A 16,914-nucleotide genomic window follows, 5' to 3' on the forward strand; every position below is an offset into this window, starting at 1 on the left:
CGTCGCAAGGCCGGCGGTGCCGGCCGGGGGGTCACTTGTAGTCGCGGATGCGGTCGATGTTGGCCTTGCCGAACTGCTTCTCGAATTCGGCATACACCGGCTTGAGCTGCTCCATGAACTTGGCCTTGTCCACGTTCTCGACCACTTGCATGCCTTTGCTGCTCAGCTCCTTCACGCCACGGACGTCGTCAGCTTCCACGCGGTCGCGGTTGGCCTTGACGGCCACCTTGGCAGCATCCAGGAAGTGCTTCTTGTCGTCGGCGCTGAGCTTGTCGAAGGCGGCCTTGTTCATCAGGAAGATGGCAGGCGAGTAGACGTGGCCAGTGAGGGAGAGGTGTTTTTGCACCTGCTCGAACTTGGACGCCATGATCACCGACAGCGGGTTTTCCTGGCCGTCCACCGTGCCCTGTTGCAGCGCGGTGAAAACCTCCGGGAAGGCCATGGGGGTGGTGACGATGCCCAGGCCCTTGTAGGCGGCCACGTGCACCGGGTTTTCCATGGTGCGCATCTTCAGGCCCTTGAGGTCGTCGGGCGCCACCACGGCACGCTTGTTGTTGGTCATGTGGCGCACGCCGTTCTCGCCCCAGGCCAGGGCCTTGAAGCCCTTGGCGTCGAACTTGGCCAGCATTTCCTGGCCGATCGGGCCGTCAAGAACAGCGTGGGCATGGGCCTTGTTGCGGAACAGGAAGGGGATGTCGAGGATGCGCGCCTCGGGCACGAAGTTGGGAACGGGGCCGGTGGACGTGAACGTCAGCTCCTGCGTGCCCAGCTGCACCGCTTCGATGGACTCGCGCTCACCGCCGAGCGAACCGGAGTAGAAGGTCTGGATCTTGTAGCGGCCATTGGTGCGCTTTTCCACCTCCTGCGCGAAGGTGTCGATGGCCACACCCTGGTGCGAGTCCTTTGCCACGGAGATGTTGATCTTCATGTTGGTCTGGGCGTGTGCCAGACCGGCGAAACCCAATGCCATGCCACAGGCCAGGCCGATGGCGGTGAGTCGACGGGTGATCTTCATGCGATGGTCTCCTTCAATGGTTGGGTGGCCGGAATGGCTTCCCAAAGTTGTCATACAAGTTGATTCTCAGGACAAAGCCGCTTTCACGGCATCGGGGTTTTCGCGCACATAGTCGCGGACTATGGCCTCGAAATCGGCGTCGGCGGTCAGGCCGAGGGCGCGCGCGCGCGCGCTGTTCATGCGGGCGGGCCAGCTGGTGATGATGCGGGCGATGGCCGGGTCTGGCCGCCAGTCGATCAGGCTGGCGGCGGCGGGGCCAGCCACCTTTTCGAGCGCGGCGGCCATCTGGGCGGGGGTGGTGGTGAGCGCGGGCAGGTTGAGTGCCGTGCGCGGTCCCCAGGCCTGGTCGCTGGCCTGCAGTGCGCGCACCAGGCCTTCCACCGTGCGGGCCGGGGAAGACAGGGCCACCAGCGTGTCGGGGGGCACGGGGCAGGTGGAGCGCTCGCCCGCGAGTGGCTCGCGGATCATGCCGCTGAGGAAGCTGGACGCCGCGCCATTGGGGCGGCCCGGGCGCACGCTGACGGTCATCAACCGCACGTTGCGCCCGCGCAGGAAGCCCTTGCGGGTGTAGTCGGCCACGAGCTGCTCCAGCACGAACTTCTGTATGCCGTAGCTGTTCTGCGGCGTGGGCAGGGTGGTGTCGGTCACCACCTCGGGCAGGGGCTGTTCCGCCGTGCTGCCAAACACTGCCAGCGAGCTGGAAAACACCAGCAGCGGCTGGGTGCCCAGCGCACGGCAGCGCTCCAGCAGCAGCATGCCCGCGCGCAGGTTGCTGCGCAGCCCCAGGTCGAAGTCGGCTTCGCACTCGCCGCTGACGGCCGATGCCAGGTGCACCACGGCGGCCGTGTCCTGCGGTACCACCTGCTGTGCGCCGGCTTCCAGCAGGTCTACCAGGTCGCCTTCCACCACGTGCAACCTGGGGTCGGCCCGCAGGTCGGCAGGTGGCGCCACGCGGTCCACCAATGTCAGTTGTTGGATGGTCTGGGTGGCAGCGCCCCCTAGGCTCAAAGACCCCTGCTGCAACAGAGTGCGCGCCAGGCGAACGCCCAAGAAACCCGCGCCGCCGGTGATGACGATGTTCATGTTCAGGCCTTTCGCGTCAGGTAGGGGCGCACCCAGCCCAGCCCAGCCGAGGTTTGACCCGCAGGGCGGTATTCGCAGCCGATGTAGCCGTCGTAGCCCAGGTTGTCTAGCTGCTCGAAAAGGTAGGGGTGGTTGACTTCGCCCTGGTCGGGTTCGTGGCGGTCGGGCACGCCCGCGATCTGCACGTGCCCCACACCCGCGAAGTGTTTCTGCAGGCGCCGCGCCAGGTCGCCTTCCATGATCTGGCAGTGGTAGAAGTCCATCTGCACCTTCAGGTTGGCTTCGCCCACCTCGGTGGCAATATCGTGCGCCTGCTGCTGGAAGTTGAGGAAGTAGCCCGGCATGTCGCGGGTGTTGATGGGCTCGATGAGCAGGCTGATGCCGTGCGGCGCCAGCGTGCGTGCGGCGGCACGCAGGTTGGCCACGTAGGTGGCGCGCGCGGCTTGCGCCGAGACACCAGCAGGCATCAGCCCTGCCATGGCGTGCAGCTTGCGGCAGCCCGTGGCCAGCGCATAGGGCAGGGCGGCTTGCACCGTGGCGGCGAACTCGGCCTCGCGGCCCGGGTGGCAGGCCATGCCGCGCTCACCCTGTGCCCAGTTGCCCGGCGGCAGGTTGAACAGGGCCTGCACCAGGCCGTTGTCACGCAGCCGGGTGGCAATCTCTTCTGGCGTATGTTCGTAGGGGAAGAGGTATTCCACCGCTTCGAAACCGTCGCGCGCGGCGGCGGCAAAGCGGTCGAGAAAGGACACCTCGTTGTACATCATCGACAGGTTGGCGGCGAATCGGGGCATGTCGTTCAGGTTCTGTGTGCGTCGTTACCAGGAAGCGTTGAAAGCCTCGCGCAGCTCCTGGATCTGCTCGGGCGTCAGCGGTGTGGGGCGGGGTTGGCTCATCAGCCACAGCCGGGCGGTTTCTTCCAGTTCCTCCAGCGCGGCCATGGCCTGCGCCGGTGTGCCGTGCCAGACATTCGGGCCCAGGCGTTCCAGCATCACGGCCCGCAACGTCAGGCCGCCTTCACGGGCCTGGGCAATGCGCTGTGCCACCTCGTCGCCCACGCGCGGGTCGCCGGGGCGGTGGTAGGCAATGCGCGGCACGTGTCCCACCTTCATCACGAAGTACGGCGTGATGGGCGGCAGCAGGTCGCCCGCGTGGTGGGGCTCCTGCAGCGTCAGCGCCACCAGGTGCGTGGAATGGGTGTGGATGACGCAGCCCGCCGCCGGGTCGGCTTCGTAGATGCGCCGGTGCAGCGCCAGCGTCTTGCTGGCCGGGCGGCCCGAACGTTGCACGCCTGCGTCGTCCACCCAGGCCAGTTCGTCCGCCTGCAGAAAGCCCAGGCAGGCGTCCGTGGGGGTGATGAGGTAGCCGCCACCGTGTTCGGCAGGCACGCGCACGCTGATGTTGCCCGCCGTGGCGTGCACGTAACCGCGCTCGAAGAGCGAACGGCCCACGCGGCATATTTCCTGGCGCAAGGTGTCCATGGCTCAGTCCACCAGCGCCAGCGCTTTGCTGAAGAAGTCCACCGTGCCGAAGTTGCCCGACTTCAACGCGAGCAGCAGCGGTCGGCCTTCGGCCTGGGTCCAGGGCACGCCCGGGTCGATCGCGGCGCCGATGCGCAATTGCTGCACGCCCAGCGCCTGCACCACGGCGCCTGATGTTTCTCCCCCAGCCACCACCAGGCGCCGCACCCCGGCATCCACCAGGCTGGCGGCCACGCGGGCCAGGCACTGTTCTACCAGGTGACCTGCGCGCTGCACGCCCAGCTCGGCCTGTATGGCCTTGACCTCGTCGGGCTGCGCAGTGGCGTAGATGAGCACGGGGGTGTCGCCCTGTGCACCGGCCCAGTGGGCGGCTTGCGTGGCCAGGTCTTCGCCTGCAGCCAGGGCGCGCGCGTCGATGCGCATGGCCGGGCGCCCCTGGGCAATCCAATGCGCCACTTGCGCGTTGGTGGCGCTGGAGCAGGAGCCCGACAGCACCGCAGCACGCCCGCCGACACTGGGCAAGCGGGCCGCTTCGGCGTCCGGCTTGAGCCAGCCTTGCGCTTCATACACGGCGGGCAGCCCAAGCGCCACGCCAGAGCCTGCGGTGATGAGTGGCATGTCGGCGCACGCGGCGGCCATGGTGCGCAGCGCGTCGTTGTCGATGGCGTCCACCATGGCAAAGCGCATGCCGCTGGCACGCAGCTCGGCCAGGCGTTGGCGCAAGGCAGCCGTGCCTTGGCTCACCACGTCGTGCCGGGCCAGGCCCACACGTCCTTGGCACTGTGCCTGCAGCACCCGCACCAGGTTGGCGTCGGTCATGGGCGTCAGCGGGTGGTGGCGCATGCCGGAATCGCTCAGCAGCTCGTCGCCCACGAACAGGTGGCCGCGAAAGACCGTGCGGCCGTTCTCGGGGAAGGCTGGGCAGGCGATGGAGAAGTCGCTGCCCAAGGCATCCAGCAGGGCCTCGGCCACGGGGCCGATGTTGCCTGTTGGCGTGGAGTCGAAGGTGGAGCAGTACTTGAAGTAGAACTGCCGTGCGCCGCCGCCTTGCAGCCAGCGCAGCGCAGCCAGGGAGTCGTCCACTGCCTCATCCACGGGCGCGGTGCGTGACTTCAATGCCACCACCACGGCGTCGGCTTCGGGAGGTGGGCCGTCGGGCACGCCCATCACCTGCACCGTGCGCATACCGGCGCGCACCAGCATGCTGGCCACGTCGGTGGCACCGGTGAAGTCGTCTGCAATCACGCCCAGAATCATGCCGCTGTCTCCTGCCCGGGCAGGCTCAGACCGGCCAGGCTGGCGTAGTACTTCACCACGGCCGAATCGTCTTCACCGCCCAGCCCCATGGCGGCAGTGGCCAGGTAGAGCTGGTGGGCCGACGACGCCAGCGGCAGTGGAAAGGCCAGCTTGCGCGCCGCGTCCAGCACGATGCCCAGATCTTTCACGAAGATGTTCACGGCCGACAGCGGGGTGTAGTCGCCGTCAAGAATGTGTGGCACGCGGTTCTGGAACATCCAGCTCATGCCTGCCGAGTTGCAGATCACCTCGTAGAGCTGCTGCGGGTCGGCCCCCGCGCGCATGCCCAGCGCCATGGCCTCGCAGGCGGCTGCAATGTGCACACCCGCCAGGTGCTGGTTCACCATCTTCACGGTGGAGCCTACGCCTGCGCGGTCGCCCAGGCGGTACACCTTGCCCGCAAAGGCTTCCAGCAGCGGCGCTGCCGCTTCAAAGGCTTCGGGGCGGCCAGAGGCCATCACCGTCATCTGGCCTTCAGCCGCTTTTTTTGCACCGCCAGAAACCGGGCCGTCAATGAAATGGATGCTTTTGTCTGCCAGACGGCTTTCCCACTGCGGCGGCAGGCTCGGGTCCACCGTGGCGGACGCCACAACCACGCTGCCCGGCTTCATGGATTGGGCCAGACCGTGTGCGCCGAACAGCACCTCTTCGGTTTGCGTGGCGTTCACCACAAGGATCAGCACCACATCGGATTGGGCCGCCAGTTCAACAGGCGTGGCCACCGCGTGGCCGCCTGCCTGGGCAAAGCTGTCTCGAGCCTCGGCACGGGGGTCGCAGCCCCAGGTGGCAACGCCGGTACGCAGCGCCGACAGGGCGGCCCCCATGCCCATGGAGCCGAGGCCGATGACGCCAAGCGTCTTGTTCGTGGTGGGTTGCATGTGGATTGCGTGTCTTGGGAGTCAGTGAACGGACTTGGCGGCAGCCCTGGCGGGGTTGGCCTTCTTGGCGAACAGTTTGTCCAGCGCCTGTTTCACGGGTGCGTCGGCCTGTTCGATGCGGCGTGCGGCGTGCACCATGTGCCGGGTGGCGGCCTTGCGGGCCAGGTCGGGGCGGCCGCTTACCACCGCACGGGCAATGGCGGCGTGTTCGGTGCGTACCTGCTTCATGAATTCGCTGTGCATGGCCTCGTTGGCACGCGTGACCTTGATCGCGTCGCGCTGGTACTGCTCCAGGAAGTCCAGCAGCCTTTCGAATTGAGGGTTGTCGGTGGCGCGGGCAATGGCACGGTGAAAGCGCAGGTCTTGTTCCACGCCGTCCTCGCCGCGCTGCACGGCCTCTTCAATGGCGGCCAAGGCGTCTTCAATCGCGCGGGCCTTGGCAGGTGTGATGCGTTGTGCCGCCAGAGCGGCGACTTCACCCTCCAGCGTGCGGCGCACCTCCACCACCTGCAGTACGGCATCCAGCGATGTAAGCACCGTGGGGTCGAAGGCCAGCGCGCGAGCCTGGATGCGCGGCGCCACGAACATGCCAGCGCCCTGGCGCGAGGTCAGCAGGCCCATGGATTTGAGGCGGCTCACCGCCTCCCGCACCACCGTGCGCGACACCTGGAACTGCTCTGTCAATTGCTGTTCGGTGGGCAGCTTGTCGCCCGGCGCCCATTCGCCGGATTCGATGTGCTGGCGCAGCAGGGCGGCCAGCTTGTCGCTCAGGCGTTCGGTGGGCGTCAGTTTGTCGGACATGGCAGGTGCTGCGTCTTCGAGTATTTGTCAGGTCATCATACAAATTATGAAAAAACAAATGTCTCGGGGTTTTCCCGAAAGGTGGTCCTCAGACGCAAAAAAGCCCGCTTGAAAGCGGGCTTGGATTGAAGTGCGTTGAAGGTCAGGCCAGCAGCGGCACGATCAGCAGCGCCACGATGTTGATGATCTTGATCAACGGGTTGACGGCGGGGCCGGCGGTGTCCTTGTACGGGTCGCCCACGGTGTCGCCGGTCACGGCGGCCTTGTGCGCGTCGGAACCCTTGCCGCCGTGGTGGCCGTCTTCGATGTACTTCTTGGCGTTGTCCCAGGCGCCGCCGCCCGTGCACATGGAAATGGCCACGAACAGGCCGGTCACGATGGTGCCCATCAACACGCCACCCAGCGCCTTTGGCCCCAGCAGCAGACCCACCAGAATGGGCACCACCACGGGCAGCAGGCTGGGCAACATCATCTCCTTGATGGCAGCGCCGGTCAGCATGCTCACGGCCTTGCCGTACTCGGGCTTGGCCGTGCCTTCCATGATGCCTGGGATCTCGCGGAACTGGCGGCGCACTTCTTCCACCACAGCGCCCGCCGCACGGCCCACCGCCTCCATGGCCATGGCGCCGAACAGGTAGGGAATCAGGCCGCCAATGAACAGGCCGACGATGACCATGGGCTCGCTCAGGTCGAAGCTCACCTGCATGCCGTAGGTTTCGAGCTTGTGGGTGTAGTCGGCAAACAGCACCAGCGCGGCCAGCCCCGCCGAGCCGATGGCGTAGCCTTTGGTCACCGCCTTGGTGGTGTTGCCTACGGCGTCCAGCGGGTCGGTGATGTCGCGCACGCTGGCGGGCAGTTCAGCCATTTCGGCAATGCCGCCAGCGTTGTCGGTGATGGGGCCGTAGGCGTCCAGCGCCACCACAATGCCGGCCATGCTCAACATGGCGGTGGCGGCCACGGCCACGCCGTACAGCCCAGCCAGTGCGTAGCTCACGATGATGGCCACACACACGAACAGCACCGGCCAGGCGGTGGACTTCATGCTCACGCCTATGCCCGCGATGATGTTGGTGGCGTGTCCCGTGGTGGACGCTTGCGCAACGTGTTGCACGGGCTTGTACTGGGTGCCCGTGTAGTACTCGGTGATCCACACCAGCGCGGCGGTCAGGCCCAGGCCCACCAACCCGGCAGCCCACAGGCGCCACTGGCTGCCGCTGGCCGCAATGGCGTTGTCAGGCATCAGCCAGACAGTCACGCCGTAGAAGGCAATGCCCGACAACACGCCCGCCACGATCAGGCCCTTGTACAGCGCGGGCATCACGTTCTTCATGCCCGGCGTGGCCTTCACGAAGAAGCAGCCGATGATCGACGCCAGGATGGACACGCCGCCCAGCGCCAGCGGGTAGAGCACTGCCTGCATGGGCGCGGCGGCCACCATCAGTGCGCCCAGCACCATGGTGGCGATCAGCGTCACCGCATAGGTCTCGAACAGGTCGGCGGCCATGCCGGCGCAGTCGCCCACGTTGTCACCCACGTTGTCGGCAATCACGGCCGGGTTGCGCGGGTCGTCCTCGGGAATGCCGGCTTCCACCTTGCCCACCAAGTCCGCGCCCACATCGGCGCCCTTGGTGAAAATGCCGCCACCCAGCCGCGCAAAGATCGAGATCAGCGACGATCCGAAGGCAAAGCCGATCAGCGGGTTGAGCAGTTTGGCGAGGTTGGACGACGGGTTGAGGTTGCCGTTGCCCACCAGGAACCAGAAGAAGCCCGCCACACCCAGCAGCCCCAGCCCCACCACCAGCATGCCGGTGATGGCGCCGCCGCGGAAGGCCACGTCCAGCGCCGGGCCGATGCCGCGCGTGGCGGCCTGGGCGGTGCGCACGTTGGCGCGCACCGAAATGTTCATGCCAATGAAGCCGCAGGCGCCCGAGAGCACCGCCCCCAGCACGAAGCCAACGGCCGTGGCCACGTCTAGGAATACACCGATCAGCAAGGCCAGCACCACGCCCACGATGGCGATGGTCCGGTACTGTTTGGCCAGGTAGGCGGCCGCGCCAGCCTGGATGGCCCCGGCGATTTCCTGCATGCGGGCGTTGCCCGCGTCCTGGGAAAGAATCCACGTGCGCGACCAGAATCCGTAAACGACAGCCACGAGTCCGCACACCAGCGCAAAGATCAGCGCAGATTGTCCAACCATAGATTTCTCCTGCTCGTTTCGACTTGGAGGAAGCCAACGCACGCGAGCCACTGGCTTCCGCTGCGTTGCTTCCTCGCACATTGCCCAGGTTGTGTGTCAGAACGGGCAGGGCGATTGGCCAACACTCGCAATTTATCGCAAATTACCGGTTTTGGCACTGTTGCGGCGCAGCAGCCATCCCGGGCCGGGCGGGGCGTCAGCGTCGAATCAGTAAAATCGGGCCCAATCCTTACTGTTTCTTCAACTCCTTTCAACGAGTCAACATGTCTCTCGACCACGTCACCCCCGGCAGCAAGGTGCCTGAAGCGTTCAACGTCATCATCGAAATCTCGATGAACGGCGACCCCATCAAGTACGAAGTGGACAAGGCCTCTGGCTGCATCTTCGTGGACCGCTTCATGAACACCGCCATGCACTACCCGACCAACTACGGTTATGTGCCCAAGACCATCGCCGGTGACGGTGACCCGGTGGACGTGCTGGTGATCACCCCGGTGCCGCTGCCCCCCGGCGTGGTGGTGCCCTGCCGTGCCCTCGGCATCCTGAAGATGGAAGACGAAGGCGGCGTGGACGGCAAGGTGCTGGCCGTGCCCACCGAGAAGATCCTGCCCCTGTATTCCCAGTGGCAGAAGCTGGAAGATCTGAACCCGGTGCGCCTCAAGGCCATCGAACACTTCTTCGAGCACTACAAGGATCTGGACCCCGGCAAGTGGGTCAAGGTGCTGGGTTGGGACGGCAAGGACGCCGCCCACAAGGAAATCCTGGACGGCATCGCCGCCTACGAAGCCGATCAGAAGGCCTGACCTTCGGTTCGTTCGGCGGCTGCACCGGTTGCGTGCCGGTGCCTGGCCGCTTTTGAAGCCCCTTGCCGGGCCCGGTTCACGCTGGGGTTCGCAAGGGGCTTCGGCTTTCCAGGTGTTCCAGGTAGCTCGCCATGCCGTCGCCTTCGCGTTGCAGAAAGCGTTCCACGGCATCGGCGAATGCGGGGTGGGCCAGCCAGTGGGCGCTGTGCGTGACCACCGGCAGCAGGGCGCGAGCCATCTTGTGCTCGCCTTGCGCGCCGCCTTCAAAGCGCTGCACACCGTGGGCTATGCACCACTGAAGGGGCTGGTAGTAGCAGGCCTCGAAGTGCAGGCAGTCCACCCGCTCAAGTGCTCCCCAATAGCGGCCATAGGCAGCTTCGGGGTGGGCGGATTCGTCGCTCAGCGCCACCAGGCTGCAAGCCATGGGCGTGCCGTCGGCGCGGCGGGCCAGGAAGAGCAGCCAGTGTTCCGGCAACTGTTCGGCCATGGCCTGGAAGAACGCCGGGCGCAGGTAGGGCGGGTTGCCGTGCTCCAGGTAGGTGCGCGCGTAGCAGCGGTAGAAGAAATCCCAGTCGGAGGCTGAGATATTGCGTCCGCGCCGGTGCTCGAAGGTCACGCCCGCCTCTGTCACACGTCGCCGCTCCTGGCGTATCTTCTTTCGCTTCTCCTGCGTCAGCGAGGCGAGAAAACCATCGAAATCCTCATAAGGTTTGTCAGTCCGCTGCGTCCAGTGGAACTGCACGGTCTGGCGGTCCATCAGGCTCGCGTTTGCACAGGCATGCCGGTCGGCCGGTTCCGCAAACAGCACGTGCAGCGACGACAAGCCCTGCTCCTGACAGTGGGCCAGGACCGCCTGCACCAGCGCTTCACGCGCTGCGCTGTCCAAGGCCAGCAGCCTGGGGCCGGGCACGGGTGTGAACGGCACGGCCACCACGGCCTTGGGGTAATAGTCCAGCCCGTGCTGCGCGTAGGCGTTGGCCCAGGCCCAGTCGAACACGTATTCGCCGTAAGAGTGGTTTTTTACGTACAGCGGCGCGGCGGCGTGCAGCTCGCCACCCTGCCACAGGGTGATCCACTGCGGCGCCCAGCCGGTGGCGGGCACGGCGCTGCCGCTGGTGTGCAGGGCTGCCAGGTAGGCGTGGCGCATGAAGGGGCCGCTCGCGGCGCCCCCGGGATGCCGCGCCAACAGCCCATCCCACGCCTCGGCTTTCAGAAGCGAGGGGTCCGTGATGACCCGGGTGACATAATTCCCCACACTGCAACCGTTATCCATGTCCATGACGCTCAAGCTCTGCGTAGCGCAGCTCAATTTCGTGGTCGGCGATCTGGCCGGCAACGCCCGCCTCATCATCGATGCCGCCCGCCAGGCCCATGCGCAGGGCGCCAGCATCCTGCTCACACCCGAACTGGCCATCTGCGGTTACGCGGCCGAAGACCTGTTTCTGCGCCCCGCCTTTGTCGATGCCTGCGATGATGCCGTGAAAACGGTGGCCCGCGAGACGGCGGGGTTGAACGGCCTGCACATCGTCGTGGGGCATCCTGCGGCTGTGCCTGATGGCCGCTCGCATTCCCGCAGCGTGGGGCGCGCACCCTGCCACAACGCTGCCTCCGTCATCTGCGAAGGGCAGGTGCTGCACACCTACGCCAAGCGCGAACTGCCCAACTACCAGGTGTTTGACGAGCGCCGCTACTTCGTGCCCGGCGATCAAAGCTGCGTGTTCGACGTGCCCCTGGCGTCCGGCGGCACCTTGCGCGTCGGTTTGCTCATCTGCGAAGACGCCTGGTACGAGCGGCCCGCCGAGGAGGCGCGCAACGCGGGTGCCCAGTTGCTGGCCGTCATCAATGCGTCACCTTTCCACGCGGGCAAGGGCGACGAGCGTGAGCGTGCCATGCAGCAGCGTGTGGCTGCCACTGGTCTGCCCCTGGTCTATGCCCACCTGGTGGGTGGGCAGGACGAGATCGTGTTTGAAGGGCGCAGCTTCGCTCTGGGCGCGGACGGTTCGCTCGCGGCCCGGGCGCCCAGTTTCGAATCCACCCTGTTCGCCGTGGCGCTGGAAGTGCCCGCAGGCGATTCGGCCATCTTCACGGCCGCACCCGTGCCCGTGGCACCCGCGCCCGCCGTGCCGCTGCTACGCGGGCCGGTGGCACCGGAGCAAAGCCTGGAAGCCGACCTCTGGCACGCGCTGGTGCTGGGCGTGCGTGACTACATCGGCAAAAACGGTTTCCCTGGCGCCATCATCGGTCTGTCTGGCGGCATCGATTCGGCGCTGGTGCTGGCCATCGCCGTGGACGCGCTAGGCAAGGACCGCGTGCGCGCGGTGATGATGCCTTCGCCCTACACCGCAGACATTTCCTGGATTGATGCGCGCGACATGGCCAGCCGCCTGGGCGTGCGTTACGACGAAGTCTCCATCCGCCCCGAGTTCGAGGCCTTCCTGGGGTCGCTCGGCCCGTTATTCGAAGAGCGTGCCGTGGACACGACCGAGGAGAACATCCAGGCGCGCATCCGTGGCACGCTGCTCATGGCCTTGTCCAACAAGTTCGGCAGCATCGTGCTCACCACCGGCAACAAGAGCGAGATGGCCACGGGCTACTGCACGCTCTACGGCGACATGGCCGGGGGCTTTGCCGTCATCAAGGACGTGGTCAAGACCATGGTGTTCCGCCTGGCGCGCTGGCGCAACGCGAACGACCCTTACGGCACGGGCGCCGACCCCATCCCTGACCGCATCATCACCCGCCCGCCCAGTGCCGAGCTGCGCCCTGATCAGAAGGACCAGGACAGCCTGCCGCCCTACGAGATCCTGGATGCCATCGTCGAGCGTTACATGGAAAACGACCAGTCGCCCGCGCAGATCATCGAGGCGGGCTACCCCCAGGCAGCGGTGGAGCAGGTGGTGCGCCTCATCCGCATCAACGAATACAAGCGGCGGCAGTCGCCCGTGGGTATCCGCGTGACGCACCGAAGCTTCGGCAAGGACTGGCGCTACCCCAACACCAACCGCTACCGCGCCTGATGGTGCGCGGCAGGCGCCGGTTCAGGGGGCCTTGACGCGCTGACCGTCGCTCAGTTCGCGGGGCGGGTGCAGCACCACTTCGTCGCCTGCGCTCAGCCCTTCGACAATCTGCACGCGCCCTTCGCCCTGCAAGCCCAGCCTGACCTCGCGCAGGCGTGCCTTGCCGCCCTCGACGCGGAACACGGCCCAGCGGTCTTCGCTGCCTCCTTGGCCACCGCCGGTGGGGCGGAACAGCGCGCCGCCGGGAACCGTGACGGCGTTGTCCACGCTGCGCAGCACGAAGCGTGCGTGCACGCGGTATGCCTCACCCAGCGCGCTCCATTGTTCGCGCGGGCTGAGCAGCTCCACCGTCACCCACACGCGCTGCTCTTCCACGCCCAGCGCAGAAGTCTTGGTGAACGCGCCAGGTTCAACGCCCGCCACGGTGCCCTGCAGCACGGGGCCTCCGCCCCAGCGCAGCAACTCCACGGCGGCTCCCTTGCTCAGCCGCACGGCATCGCTGGACAGCACGTCCACCTCCACCTCCAGCGCTGCAGGGTCGCCAATGTCCAGCAACGGTTCGCCAGCTTGCACGGGCCGCGCGCTCTGGGCGTGCCGCCGCAGCACCACGCCATTCACGGGGGATCGAACGACTGTGGTACCCGGCGCGGCACCTTGGGGCCCGCCGGGTTGCAGGGCGGCCTTGGCGGCGCTCACCTGGTGCCTGGCCGTAGCCACCTGGAACCGCGCGCTGCGTGCCTGCCATTCGGCCCGTTCCTGCAAGGTGCGGGCCTGCTGCAGTGCCTGCTGCGAAACCATGCCCTGGGCCGCCAGTGCTTCCTGCCGTTGCAGTTCGCTGCGTGCCAGGCTGGCGGCCTCTCGGGCGGCACCTTCCTCCGCTTCTGCGGTGGCCAGGTGCGCTTCGGCTGCTGCCAGCTGGGCCTGGGCCTGGGTGCGGGTGCGCGCGTCCAGGGTGGGGGTGGCCACGGGATCCAGCGTCACCAGGGGCTGGCCTGCCTTCACGGCGTCACCGGCAGACAAATCGATGCGCCGGATCGTGCCCGCCAGCGGGGCGGTGATCACATAACGGTCGCGCACCCGCGTACGGCCTTCGGCCTCGAAGGTCTCGCGCACGGAGCCCGTCTTGGCCACGGTGCTGTCCACCCGTACCGTCGCGGGCCACAGGGCCAGCGCCAGCAGCAAGGCGCCCACACTGGCCGCAATGCCGGTTCGCAGAGCGCGGGCGCGCCAGTTGCGTGTGCGTTGGGTAGGGTTGTTCATGTTCACTCCCGGGTTTTTAGCACGGCCACCAGGTCCAGCCGGCGCAGCCGCCTAGCTACCAGCCAGGCCGACAGGCCAGACGCCACCAGCATCACCGCACCGGCGAACGCAAAGGCCACGGGGTGGACCACCAGCGGAATCCGGTACAGGTCAGACTGGAACGACGCCACCAGCAGCGCGCTCATGCCGTAGCCCAGGGCAAAGCCGGGCAGCAGTGCCAGCAGGCTCAGCGTGGCCAGTTCGCCCAGCAGCAGGTTGCGCACCTCGCCGCGGGTGTAGCCCAATATGCGCAGGCTGGCCAGGTCACGCGCGCGCTCGGCCAGGGTGATGCGCGCGGCGTTGTAGACCACGCCCACTGCGATGCTGCCCGCCATGAAGGTGATGATCAGCGTAAAGGTCAGAATGCTTTCGGCCATGGTGTCGTAAAAGCTGCGTATGGCTGCGGCGCGGTCTGTCACGCCCGACACGCGAGGCCGCTCGCGCAGCGCCAGCAGCACGTCGGCCTTCTTCGCCGGGTCCACCTTCAGCCATGCGCCCGACACCACATCGTCTTCCTGGCGCAGGCGGTTCAGCCATTCCCTCCGCGCATAAGTCCCCACGCCCAGGAATTCCTTCACGGTTGACGCCACGGGCAGGTCCAGCCTTTCCCTTCTGCCGTCCAGGAACTCCACTTCCAGCCTGTCACCTGGCTTCACGTGCAGCATCGTGGCCAGGTAGTCGGTCAACATCAGGCCCTCGGGCGGTGGAGGGTTGGCGTGCAGCTCGGCGTCGAGCACGCGTTTCAACTCCCCTGGCGCGCCCAGCCCTTGCAGCGCCGTGGTGTATTCACGGTGGCCGTTGCGCAGCTTCACTGGGCTTTCGCGGTAACCCTCCACCGCCAGCACTCCGGGCAGGGCGGCCAGCTCGTCCACCGCGCGCCAGTGGGTGGGGTGGGCAAAACCCACGCTCAGGTCGTCGCGCTGTGCCAAGCCGAACTGCACCGACACCATTTCGTCTATCGCACTCGATTGCAGCCGTGACATCACCAGGATGCCTCCGGCCAGCCCGATGCCGACAATGGACAACAGCGACCGCACCGGGCGCCGCTCCAGGTTGCGCACCACCATCATCGCCGCGGGGTCGAACCAGTGTCCCAAGCCCAGACGTTCGCTCAGCGTGCGGTGGAACACAGGCGGAGCTTCGGGCCGCATGGCCTCGGCAGGCGCCAGGTTGAACACCCGGCGCAGGCCCCCCACGGTGCCCAGTGCTGCAGCCGCCAGGGCAAAGGCCGCCGCCAGCGCCCATATCGCAGGGCTCACCGACCACTCCAGGTAGGGGAAGCGGTAGAAGGTCATGTACATCCTGGCCATGCCATGTCCCATCCACGCGCCCATGGCCACGCCCGGCAGCACGCCCACGCTCACCATCAGCAGCACCAGTTGGGCGTAATGCAGGCCTACCTCCCAGCTGGTGTAGCCAAAGGCCTTCAATACGGCAATCTGCTCGCGCTGCGTGCCGATCAGGCGGCCAATCACCACGTTCAGCAAGAAGGCCGATACGCCCAGGAAGATGGTGCTGAACAGCCGGGTCATGGTCTGCAGCTGCTTGAGTTCCTCGCTCAGGAAGCGGTCTGACATCTGCAGATCCCGCCCATAGGCGCCAGTGCCGCCGTATGGGCGCAGCAGCCGGTCTACCTCACCGGTCACCTCGGCTGTGGCAGTTCCGGGGTGCAGCGTCATCACCACGTCGTTGAAAGCACCCGCCAGGTCGAAAGCACTGGCCAAGGCCTCGCGCGGCATCCACAGGATGGTGAAACGGGCAAAGTCCGGGAACACGTCGCCCGGGCGGATCTGGTAGATGAACTCGGGCGACAGGCCCACACCGCTTACCAGCAGTTCCTGGCGGCGGCCGTTGACGATCGCCGTGATACGGCTCCCGGGGTGCAGGTGGTGGGCCTCTGCGAAGGCCTCGCCCACCACCACTTCCGATGGCTGGCTTGGCAGCGTGCCCTCGCGCAGGTAGAGCTGGTTCAGTCCGTCCTCGCCCTCGGGAAGGGAAACCACCTGCGCTGTCACCGCCTCGTCGAAATCCGGCATGTCCAGGTGCACACCCACCACCACGCGCCCCTGTGCCTGCCTGACACCGGGCAGGGCAGACAACTCCTGCAGCACGTCCCAGGGGGCTCTTTCAATGTGCGCGAACACCTCCGCGAAGCGGTGGCGTTCGTAAAACCGGGCCCGTGTGTCCGACAGCGCCTGGTGGTTGCTCATGGCCATCACCATCGTGGCAATCCCGCCCACCACCACCAGCGCAATGGCCAGCGACTGGCCCCGCAGCTGCCAGAAGTCCCGCCACAGCTTGCGGTGCAGGGCTCTCACCAGTGCAGCTCCTTTGCAGCCCGGGGGCTGGCGTTGCGTTCCTCACGGCTGATGGTGCCGTCGCTCAGGTGTATCACCCGGTCGGCCATCTCCGCGATCACCGCGTTGTGGGTGATGACCACCGTCAGGGCGCCGATCTCGTGATGAATGCGCTCCAGGGCTTCCAGCACCAGTACACCGGTGCGCGAATCCAGCGCGCCCGTGGGTTCGTCGCACAGCAGCACCGCCGGGCGCTTGGCAATGGCCCGGGCAATCGCCACGCGCTGCTGCTCACCGCCTGACAGCTGGGCAGGGAAGTGGTGCATGCGTTCGCCCAGACCCACCAGTTCCAGCGCCCGCTCGGCGGGCATGGGGTCTGCGGCAATCTCGGTCACCAGTTGCACGTTTTCCAGCGCTGTCAGGCTGGGGATGAGGTTGTAGAACTGGAAGACAAAGCCCACCGACTCGCGGCGGAAGTGGGTCAGTGCAGCGTCATCCGCGCCAGTCAGCTCGTGCCCCTGGCACACCACCTGCCCAAGCGTTGGCGAATCCAGCCCGCCCAGGATGTTGAGCAGCGTGGACTTGCCGCTGCCCGACGCGCCCAGCAGCACCACGAACTCGCCCGCGTACAGGTCCAGGTCGACGCCGCGCAGCGCGTGGACCTCCACCTCGCCCAGCTTGTAGGTCTTGGTCAGCCCTTGGGCGTGGAATACAGGTGCATGCTGCTCGGTCATGGTGATGCATGATAAA

Annotated in this window: 14 protein-coding genes; 2 read left to right on the plus strand and 12 right to left on the minus strand. The window is 66.7% G+C overall.

Annotated elements, in window-relative coordinates:
• Nucleotides 1-31: 31 nt before the first annotated feature.
• The 8 genes from ACYVHH_RS07635 to ACYVHH_RS07670 all read right to left on the minus strand — a co-directional run bounded on the left by ACYVHH_RS07635 (nucleotide 32) and on the right by ACYVHH_RS07670 (nucleotide 8,748).
• Complete coding sequence (locus ACYVHH_RS07635; RefSeq protein ID WP_460564542.1) at nucleotides 32-1,015, minus strand: TRAP transporter substrate-binding protein; 984 nt, start codon at nucleotides 1,013-1,015, stop codon at nucleotides 32-34.
• A 66-nt stretch (nucleotides 1,016-1,081) separates the two neighbouring features.
• Nucleotides 1,082-2,098 (minus strand): D-erythronate dehydrogenase, encoded by a 1,017-nt coding sequence (gene denD / locus ACYVHH_RS07640; protein WP_460564543.1) that lies wholly within the window; start codon nucleotides 2,096-2,098, stop codon nucleotides 1,082-1,084.
• A 2-nt stretch (nucleotides 2,099-2,100) separates the two neighbouring features.
• Nucleotides 2,101-2,889, minus strand: coding sequence for a 2-oxo-tetronate isomerase (otnI, locus tag ACYVHH_RS07645; RefSeq protein WP_460564544.1), 789 nt, complete (start codon nucleotides 2,887-2,889; stop codon nucleotides 2,101-2,103).
• Nucleotides 2,890-2,913: 24 nt separating this feature from the next.
• A complete protein-coding gene (locus tag ACYVHH_RS07650; protein WP_460564545.1) occupies nucleotides 2,914-3,576 on the minus strand; it encodes a class II aldolase/adducin family protein in 663 nt (220 codons plus the stop codon).
• Nucleotides 3,577-3,579: 3 nt separating this feature from the next.
• Nucleotides 3,580-4,833 carry a 3-oxo-tetronate kinase gene (gene otnK, locus ACYVHH_RS07655; RefSeq protein WP_460564546.1) on the minus strand — a complete coding sequence of 418 codons (1,254 nt, stop codon included), beginning with the start codon at nucleotides 4,831-4,833 and terminating at the stop codon, nucleotides 3,580-3,582.
• On the minus strand, nucleotides 4,830-5,750 hold the full coding sequence (gene ltnD / locus ACYVHH_RS07660; protein WP_460564547.1) for an L-threonate dehydrogenase: 921 nt from the start codon (nucleotides 5,748-5,750) through the stop codon (nucleotides 4,830-4,832). The genes otnK and ltnD overlap by 4 nt, the downstream gene beginning before the upstream one ends.
• Before the next feature lie 21 nt (nucleotides 5,751-5,771).
• A complete protein-coding gene (locus ACYVHH_RS07665) occupies nucleotides 5,772-6,551 on the minus strand; it encodes a FadR/GntR family transcriptional regulator (protein ID WP_460564548.1) in 780 nt (259 codons plus the stop codon).
• A gap of 142 nt (nucleotides 6,552-6,693) precedes the next feature.
• Complete coding sequence (locus ACYVHH_RS07670; RefSeq protein WP_460564549.1) at nucleotides 6,694-8,748, minus strand: sodium-translocating pyrophosphatase; 2,055 nt, start codon at nucleotides 8,746-8,748, stop codon at nucleotides 6,694-6,696.
• 263 nt (nucleotides 8,749-9,011) lie between these two features.
• Between ACYVHH_RS07670 and ppa the strand changes: the two genes are divergently transcribed.
• Nucleotides 9,012-9,551, plus strand: a complete 540-nt coding sequence (gene ppa, locus ACYVHH_RS07675) for an inorganic diphosphatase (RefSeq protein WP_460564550.1) — start codon at nucleotides 9,012-9,014, stop codon at nucleotides 9,549-9,551.
• Between the two features lie 76 nt (nucleotides 9,552-9,627).
• Here the strand turns inward: ppa and ACYVHH_RS07680 are convergent, their stop codons facing one another.
• Nucleotides 9,628-10,824, minus strand: a complete 1,197-nt coding sequence (locus tag ACYVHH_RS07680) for a GNAT family N-acetyltransferase (RefSeq protein ID WP_460565255.1) — start codon at nucleotides 10,822-10,824, stop codon at nucleotides 9,628-9,630.
• A gap of 4 nt (nucleotides 10,825-10,828) precedes the next feature.
• On the opposite strand from ACYVHH_RS07680, the gene ACYVHH_RS07685 reads away from it, so the two are divergent.
• Nucleotides 10,829-12,568, plus strand: coding sequence for an NAD+ synthase (locus tag ACYVHH_RS07685; RefSeq protein WP_460565256.1), 1,740 nt, complete (start codon nucleotides 10,829-10,831; stop codon nucleotides 12,566-12,568).
• Nucleotides 12,569-12,589: 21 nt separating this feature from the next.
• Here ACYVHH_RS07685 and ACYVHH_RS07690 read toward each other — a convergent pair whose 3' ends face one another.
• From ACYVHH_RS07690 to ACYVHH_RS07700, 3 genes are read right to left on the minus strand one after another with little or no spacing between them, the layout of a single operon-like run.
• Nucleotides 12,590-13,828, minus strand: coding sequence for an efflux RND transporter periplasmic adaptor subunit (locus tag ACYVHH_RS07690; RefSeq protein WP_460564551.1), 1,239 nt, complete (start codon nucleotides 13,826-13,828; stop codon nucleotides 12,590-12,592).
• A gap of 2 nt (nucleotides 13,829-13,830) precedes the next feature.
• On the minus strand, nucleotides 13,831-16,185 hold the full coding sequence (locus tag ACYVHH_RS07695; protein WP_460564552.1) for an ABC transporter permease: 2,355 nt from the start codon (nucleotides 16,183-16,185) through the stop codon (nucleotides 13,831-13,833).
• Nucleotides 16,182-16,898: an ABC transporter ATP-binding protein gene (locus ACYVHH_RS07700; protein ID WP_460564553.1), complete on the minus strand. Its 717-nt coding sequence runs from the start codon at nucleotides 16,896-16,898 to the stop codon at nucleotides 16,182-16,184. The genes ACYVHH_RS07695 and ACYVHH_RS07700 overlap by 4 nt, the downstream gene beginning before the upstream one ends.
• Between the last annotated feature and the right edge of the window lie 16 nt (nucleotides 16,899-16,914).

The organism is Hydrogenophaga aquatica (genome assembly GCF_054780915.1).